Annotated in this window: 8 protein-coding genes, 1 rRNA gene and 1 other RNA gene; all 10 read left to right on the top strand. The window is 42.1% G+C overall.

The window, feature by feature from the left end; all coding sequences use genetic code 11:
* Positions 1–149 precede the first annotated feature (149 nt).
* On the top strand, positions 150–1553 hold the full coding sequence (locus BM095_RS07690) for a sigma-54 interaction domain-containing protein (protein ID WP_091659715.1): 1404 nt from the start codon (positions 150–152) through the stop codon (positions 1551–1553).
* Between the two features lie 52 nt (positions 1554–1605).
* Positions 1606–2070, top strand: coding sequence for a tRNA adenosine(34) deaminase TadA (gene tadA / locus BM095_RS07695; protein ID WP_091659877.1), 465 nt, complete (start codon positions 1606–1608; stop codon positions 2068–2070).
* Between the two features lie 91 nt (positions 2071–2161).
* A complete protein-coding gene (locus BM095_RS07700) occupies positions 2162–2308 on the top strand; it encodes a YycC family protein (RefSeq protein WP_407639141.1) in 147 nt (48 codons plus the stop codon).
* A gap of 139 nt (positions 2309–2447) precedes the next feature.
* An RNA gene (gene ffs / locus BM095_RS07705) (signal recognition particle sRNA large type) lies at positions 2448–2713 on the top strand.
* 263 nt (positions 2714–2976) lie between these two features.
* Entirely contained in the window at positions 2977–4704 is a 1728-nt protein-coding gene (gene dnaX, locus BM095_RS07710) for a DNA polymerase III subunit gamma/tau (protein WP_091659717.1), read from the top strand.
* A gap of 15 nt (positions 4705–4719) precedes the next feature.
* Positions 4720–5031, top strand: coding sequence for a YbaB/EbfC family nucleoid-associated protein (locus BM095_RS07715; RefSeq protein ID WP_091659720.1), 312 nt, complete (start codon positions 4720–4722; stop codon positions 5029–5031).
* 12 nt (positions 5032–5043) lie between these two features.
* Positions 5044–5640: a recombination mediator RecR gene (gene recR / locus BM095_RS07720; protein ID WP_091659723.1), complete on the top strand. Its 597-nt coding sequence runs from the start codon at positions 5044–5046 to the stop codon at positions 5638–5640.
* Between the two features lie 11 nt (positions 5641–5651).
* The gene (locus BM095_RS07725) at positions 5652–5873 is read left to right on the top strand and encodes a YaaL family protein (RefSeq protein WP_091659726.1); all 222 of its coding nucleotides are present in this window, start codon (positions 5652–5654) and stop codon (positions 5871–5873) included.
* Positions 5874–6331: 458 nt separating this feature from the next.
* Positions 6332–6601, top strand: coding sequence for a pro-sigmaK processing inhibitor BofA family protein (locus BM095_RS07730; protein ID WP_091659728.1), 270 nt, complete (start codon positions 6332–6334; stop codon positions 6599–6601).
* A gap of 463 nt (positions 6602–7064) precedes the next feature.
* A 16S ribosomal RNA gene (locus BM095_RS07735) occupies positions 7065–7286 on the top strand; the annotation flags it as partial.

A 7286-nucleotide genomic window follows, 5' to 3' on the forward strand; every position in this document is an offset into this window, starting at 1 on the left:
ATACGATCGATTCAATAAATAGAAATTTAGATTCAAAAATGGTTCAAAAAATCCTTTTGTGGCAAATGTTAAACGATTCAGATTCGAAATCGATTCAAAAGTTTGTTATAATGTGATAATCGAAACGCTACTAGAAACAGGTGAATACATTGAAAATACATGAAAGACTAGTTGAAACACCATATTTTAAAGATATTCTTAATGCGATCTCTGACGGTATTTTAATCGCAGATGGAAACGGTAGAGTAGTATGGTTAAACGATGCCTGTGAAAATTTAGCGAACACAAGCCGATCTGAAATTATCGGGAAAACAGCGGGTGAGCTGGAGAGGGAAAGAGTATTTATGCCCTCTGTAACAAAAATGGTGTTAGATTCCTTGGAAACGGTTAGTACCGTTCAGATGACAGATAAAGAAAGGAAGTATATCACTACCGGTCATCCTATCATAGATTCTCATGGAGAAATAGAAGGGATTGTAGCTCATGCTAGAGATATTACAGAAGTGGTTCGTACGAACTCTGAACTAGCAGATACACAAGCACTGTTAAAACGGTACACTCAAGAAATTATGAAGATAAAAAATCAACGTCAAATGGAAGCATCCCATGACTTCTTTATTGGCAAAAGCAGAGCGTATCAAAAGTTAGTAGATGCTGTAGATAAGGTGGCAGTTACAGACACAACGGTACTTCTCACTGGTGAAACAGGGGTAGGGAAAAATGTAGTAGCTTCGAAAATTCATCAATATAGTGAACGAAACGAAGCTCCGTTTGTTGAAGTGAATTGTGGAGCCATCCCGGAAACATTAATCGAGTCGGAGTTGTTTGGATATACGAAAGGGGCGTTTACAGGAGCAAGCGCTGGTGGGAAAGCGGGGCTTATACAAATGGCAGACCGTGGAACCTTGTTCTTAGATGAGGTTGGCGAGCTGCCCTTAAGCCTGCAGACAAAGTTCCTTCAATTTTTACAACAAAAAAGATACTTACCGGTTGGAAGCACTTCGTATCAATCCGCGGATGTCCGGGTTATCGCAGCGACAAATAAAAATCTAGAGGAAGAGGTAGAAAAAGGAAAGTTTCGCTCTGATTTATTTTACAGGTTATATGTATTACCTATTGTTGTTCCGTCGCTCCGTGAGAGAAAAACAGATATTTTTCATTTACTACAGTTCTTTTTGCAAAAGTACAATGAAAAACACCAGCGAAATGTAACTCTACATCCAGAAGTAGTAGACATTCTAGAAGAATATCATTGGCCGGGTAATATTAGAGAGTTGGAGAATTTAGTGGAACGGTTCGTTGTAATGGTGTCTGGGAATGAAGTGACTATCGCTGATCTTCCTCCCTACGTTCGCTCTCAGCACGAATTTTCTTTCGACTACGTGAGCCAGTTAAAAGACAAAACATTGTCGGAAACATTGGAATCAATCGAGAGAAATATTATTGAAGATGCGTATAAGCAATATAAGACAACTAGGAAGACAGCTGAAAAATTAGGAATGACCCAGTCCGCATTGATGAGACGATTGAAAAAGTATCGGGAGCGTAGTTGAAGTAGAACAAGAGAAGGGTTGGATAGCGGTGGAAATAGAAGAAAAAAGCGACATGGAATGGATGCGGCAAGCTATCCAAATGGCGGAAAAAGCCCGGACAATAGGAGAGGTACCTATTGGCTGTATTATTGTTCATCAAGGGAAGGTAATTGGGGCAGGCATGAATCAGAGGGAAACCACTCAATCCTCTGTAACCCATGCAGAAATCATTGCGATTCAGGAGGCCTGCCATCATCTAGGGAGCTGGCGCCTCGAAGATTGTACAATATACGTAACCTTAGAACCTTGCCCAATGTGTGCAGGGGCGATTGTCCAGTCGCGTATCCCTCGTGTAGTATTTGGGGCAGAAGACCCAAAGGCGGGATGCGCTGGTACATTGATGAATTTGTTAGAGGAACAACGTTTTAATCACCAATGTGAGGTAGAAAAAGGAGTGCTCGCTGAAGAATGTGGAAATGTGCTGACCTCTTTTTTTAAAGAAATAAGAGAAAAGAAGAGGTTAAGAAAGAACAAATAGCGGGAAGGTAAGTATCGGGGATGAATATGTAATTGGATTCGCAGAAAAGCCGTGGTATATTATTCTAGTAAATGAAAAGCGGGAGGGGAAAATGGTGCGTTCCAATCAATTCTCTGCTGAAACAGCCCAAAAACTAGCGGAAAAACTTCAAATGCCGGTCGAACACATTATTCACACACCGCCTCAGGTGATTATGGAAAAAATTACAGAGTTGGAAAAAAAGGAATTAAAAGCTTAACAGAGGTAAATTCACTTCACGTAACGAATACTTAGATGTAATGATTGTCTATAGGATTTTTTGCTATTGCATTATTGATAAAAAAAAGATATACTAATCAGTGCGCTATAAAAAGCGCCTAAAAAAGTTATCAAATTTGCCGTGCTAAGTGGGGAGGTAGCGGTGCCCTGTACTCGCAATCCGCTATAGCGAGACCGAATCCCTTCCCGAGGCTTTGTTTCCGTAGGGTCTGCCCCGAGTAAGTGGTGTAGACGTCCGGGTTCTGCGCAACGGAAACCCGTGAACCCTGTCAGGTCCGGAAGGAAGCAGCAGTAAGCGGACTCTTCTGTGTGCCGCAGAGTAGCCTGGGCCGAGCTAACTGCTCGGGTAACGCTTATGGAAGCATTGCCGACGGAAGGTGCACGGCTTTAATACATACTAATGACCGGAACGGTTCCTTACAGGGACGGTTCTTTTTTTACATCTACATAAAATGGGAAAGACGTTTAAACATATTTTTAAAGTTGGGACCGGAAAGGGAAAGAGATCACGATAATTTCCTCTTACCTGAACGCCTGTCTTTTATGAAAAAAGTTCTTCTTCTATCCATGGTATAGTTTTGAAATGCGATAAGCGAAAAGGTATAATGGAAGAATGAAGGATAAGAAGAAAGAGAGGGGGTTTCGGGGATGAGCTATAAGGCGCTTTACCGGGTATGGCGCCCGCAGTCACTAGAAGATGTAACGGGCCAAAAGCATATTACCACAACACTTCAAAATGCTCTCGTGGAAGAAAAGTTTTCGCACGCTTATCTGTTTAGCGGCCCGCGGGGAACAGGGAAGACCAGTGCCGCCAAAATTATTGCGAAGGCCGTCAATTGTGAGCATGCACCAATAAAAGAACCATGCAATGAATGCCGGGCTTGTCGCGGAATTTCGGACGGTTCGGTAGTCGATGTCATTGAAATTGATGCTGCTTCCAACAATGGGGTAGATGAAATTCGTTATATCCGGGAAAATGTGATTGCGGCTCCCCGAGACGTCCGATATAAAGTATATATTATTGATGAAGTCCATATGCTCTCGACAGGAGCTTTTAACGCTTTGTTAAAGACATTAGAAGAGCCGCCGAAGCATGCCATTTTTATCTTGGCTACGACGGAACCGCATAAAATTCCTTTAACTATTATCTCTCGGTGTCAGAGGTTTGATTTTAAACGGATTACGACTGAGGATATTGTAGATCGCATGAAGTATATCTTAGCGGAGCAAGGATGGGAAGCGGAAGAAGAAGCATTGTACTTGATTGCTCGTGCGGCAGAAGGCGGGATGCGGGATGCTCTCAGTCTCTTGGACCAAGCTGTTTCCTTTTCAACAGACGTAGTCCAAGCAGGGGATGTATTAGCAATCACCGGTGCGGTCTCGCAACAATTTTTAACAAAAGTCGTGACGGCGTTGCGTGAAAAAGACACAGCCTCTGCGCTTGAGGCGGCTAACTCCATGATTCAGGAAGGAAAAGATCCATTGCAATTTATGGAGGATCTTATCTATTACTTCAGGGATATGCTTCTTTATCAAACGGCACCAGAACTAGATGAAGTACTGAATCGAGTGACCGTGGATGAGTCGTTCCGCTCTCTCGCGGAGGAAACAAGTTCTGATTGGCTGTATGAGATTATTCATCGTTTGAATGAACACCATCAGGAGATGAAATGGGCAAGCCATCCTAAGATTTTTTTAGAGATGGCTCTTATTCACATTTGCCAATCTGGGAAACAGCAAGGGGAGAATGATTCAAATGCCCAGGTCACAAATAAAGAGTTAACAGAACTGAAGACTCAACTGTCAGAGCTGAAACGTGAAGTAAAGCATTGGCAAGAACAAGCACCGAAAGAAAGTGAAACTAACAAGGATCACGTTCCGAAAGCAACGTCTCCATCACGGGAAAACACTTCCCGTAAAATAGCGTCTACGATAGGTGGAAATAAACGAGCACAGGGAATCGTTAGTGAAGCGACAAAGAAAGAGCTTCAACTTGTGCAAAGTTCCTGGGCAGATGTCATGAAGCTCGTGAAACAGCAAAGTGTACCCGCTCATGCGTGGCTTAGCGATGCAAAGCCCGTCGTTTCCAATGGCACAGAGGTGTTGCTTGCTTTTCAGAACGAAATGCATCGTAATATGGTTGATACGAAGTTTCGTGAAATGGTGGATCAAAGCCTGACAGAGACTTGTGGGAAGCCTCTTCACATTGTCACTATTCTTGCGCCTCAATGGGAGAAGTTAAAGGAGGCCTACAAAAAAGGAATAGAGGGAGAAAGTGGAGAGAACGGCGATGAAAAAGAAGGAGAAGATCCTATCATTGACGAAGCTATCAAGTTAGTTGGAGAAGACTTAGTGGAAATAATAGAAGAAAAATAATGGAGGCTAACGAATATGAAAAACATGGGAAACATGATGAAGCAAATGCAAAAAATGCAAAAACAAATGCAAAAAGCCCAAGAAGAATTAAAGGATAAAACAGTAGAAGCAACAGCTGGTGGCGGGGCTGTTAAAGTTACCGCTGCAGGAGACAAGCGAATTGTTGATATAGAGATTGATGAAGATGTGGTCGATCCTGAAGACGTAGAAATGCTTCAAGACCTGATTCTAGCTGCAATGAATGAGGCACTTAAAAAAGTGGATGAATTAGTAGAACAGGATCTCGGCAAATTCACGAAAGGGTTAAATATGCCAGGGATGTTCTAGAAGGAGGATCATGTGCAATACCCAACACCTATTTCTAAGTTAATAGATGGCTTCATGAAATTGCCGGGTGTCGGTCCTAAGACGGCGAGCCGCCTGGCTTTTTATGTTTTAGATATGAAAGAAGACGATGTACTGGAATTTGCGAAGTCACTGGTCAACGCTAAACGAGAGTTGACTTACTGCTCCGTGTGTCATCACATCACGGATGTAGATCCTTGCAGAATATGTGAAGATAAAGAAAGAGATCAATCGGTTGTTTGTGTGGTTCAAGATGCAAAAGATGTGATTGCGATGGAGAAAATGCGTGAGTATGGTGGGTTGTATCATGTCCTGCACGGAGCAATTTCCCCAATGGACGGTGTCGGGCCAGAAGACATTAATATCCCTGATCTGATTAAGCGTCTGCAGGATGATCAGATTCAAGAGGTGATTATTGCTACAAACCCTACCATTGAAGGGGAAGCAACAGCAATGTACATTTCTCGTTTGATAAAACCAACAGGGATAAAAGTGACACGGATTGCCCACGGGTTGCCGATCGGAGGAGATTTAGAGTACGCCGATGAAGTGACTCTTTCCAAAGCAATGGAAGGACGCAGAGAATTGTAGGTGGGCGCTTTATGTTATTTCGTAAAGAAAGTATACGTCGTTCTGAAAATAAACGGTTAGTTGAAAAAATACATGAAACGAAAGCAGAGCTTGACCGGTATGAAGAAGTATTGGCGAACAGCATTGAACCATCAGAAGAGGTACTGATAGAATTAAAATTGTGGAGATCAAAATACATTTTTTTAATGAAAGAAGCCCGTTATCGTAAAGTAAATGGATACAAGAATACGTAACTGTCACAGATCACTGTGGCAGTTTTTTTGTACAACTATAAGGAAGTATGTTCATTGGCGTTTTTGAGATTCAGCTTCGGGCGCCATCGGCTTGAGGTCACTTCAACCCTGCTCTTGGCGGCAAAGCCTACTGAGGCCTACAGATGAATGTTCTTTTGCTAAAAGCGCAAACGTTCCTGTTTGCAACGCAATAGTCAACATTTCCTGCGTAAGCGAACACTAGCACGTCCTGTGCTTTACGCGAATAAAATTACGAAGCATTTCAACTCAATAGGAGGGACATCATAGAAGGTAGTAAATGGATCACGGTTTCTATACTATGCATCATTACAGCCAAGCAAAGTGGGATATTCCCGGGAAAAGATAAAAACAGAAGTAGTCCATCTTCATAGAATATAGAGGAAGCCGTTGCATATGTATAAGAAGAGAAAAGAAATAGAAGGGAGGGGAGACAAAGTATGGACCCTATTGTAATAGCTTCATTAGCAGGGATTGGAATATGTTTGTTTCTTTTACTCGGACCCTCAACAAAATGGATGAAGTGGACGGGCAGTATTTTTGTACGCTTAGTCGTTGGGGCTGTTGCTCTGTTTTTATTAAATGTCTTTGGAGGGGTGTTTGAATACCATCTTCCGATTAATCTATTTACAGTATCGGTTTCTGGGTTACTAGGTTTTCCAGGGGTCCTCATGTTAGTAGCAGTCGATTTATTTATTTTACCGTTTTAAATGAGAAAACACGGTAGAGAGAAATGAATCAGTAGGACAAGCCCAATACAAGAATTGTGATGGTAGTAGTGTGATTGGTAGTACCATTATTTAGTAAACAATAAAGTGTTGACTTGTATTCTAAAATCCGTATAATAGAAATTCCGTGAAAGAACGAGAGGCTGTTATTGCTCTCTCACAAAAAAATCTTTCGCGATTCTTTTTTGAAATAACTATTGCTTTTCGTTAGCAGCGATGTTATATTATTACTTGTCGCCGAAAAGAGAAGCGATGTGTTCAAAAAAAGTTCAAAAAAAGTTATTGACTTTACTTTTTGTTTAAAGTATAATTTTAAGAGTCGCTGAAAGAGCGGCATGTGAATGGTTGTCCTTTGAAAATTGAATGAAAGTCAAGCGTCTGTTAATTTCTTTATAAAAGAAACAAAGCGAGCAATCGCTTTACAGCTTGTATCAAATAATCCAATTTTATGGAGAGTTTGATCCTGGCTCAGGACGAACGCTGGCGGCGTGCCTAATACATGCAAGTCGAGCGCGGGAAGCAGGCAGATCCCTTCGGGGTGACGCCTGTGGAACGAGCGGCGGACGGGTGAGTAACACGTGGGCAACCTGCCTTAGAGACTGGGATAACCCCGGGAAACCGGGGCTAATACCGGATAATCAAAAGAATCGCATGATTCTTTTGTAAA

It is taken from the genome of Alteribacillus iranensis, from assembly GCF_900113025.1.
Lineage (GTDB): Bacteria > Bacillota > Bacilli > Bacillales > Marinococcaceae > Alteribacillus_A > Alteribacillus_A iranensis.

What these genes read in the sequence shown, in the direction of transcription:
- BM095_RS07725 (WP_091659726.1), top strand. Translation starts at nt 5,652, where the DNA reads ATGTTATTTCGTAAAGAAAGTATACGTCGTTCTGAAAATAAACGGTTA.
- BM095_RS07715 (WP_091659720.1), top strand. Translation starts at nt 4,720, where the DNA reads ATGAAAAACATGGGAAACATGATGAAGCAAATGCAAAAAATGCAAAAA.
- dnaX (WP_091659717.1), top strand. Translation starts at nt 2,977, where the DNA reads ATGAGCTATAAGGCGCTTTACCGGGTATGGCGCCCGCAGTCACTAGAA.
- BM095_RS07700 (WP_407639141.1), top strand. Translation starts at nt 2,162, where the DNA reads ATGGTGCGTTCCAATCAATTCTCTGCTGAAACAGCCCAAAAACTAGCG.
- BM095_RS07730 (WP_091659728.1), top strand. Translation starts at nt 6,332, where the DNA reads ATGGACCCTATTGTAATAGCTTCATTAGCAGGGATTGGAATATGTTTG.
- tadA (WP_091659877.1), top strand. Translation starts at nt 1,606, where the DNA reads ATGGAATGGATGCGGCAAGCTATCCAAATGGCGGAAAAAGCCCGGACA.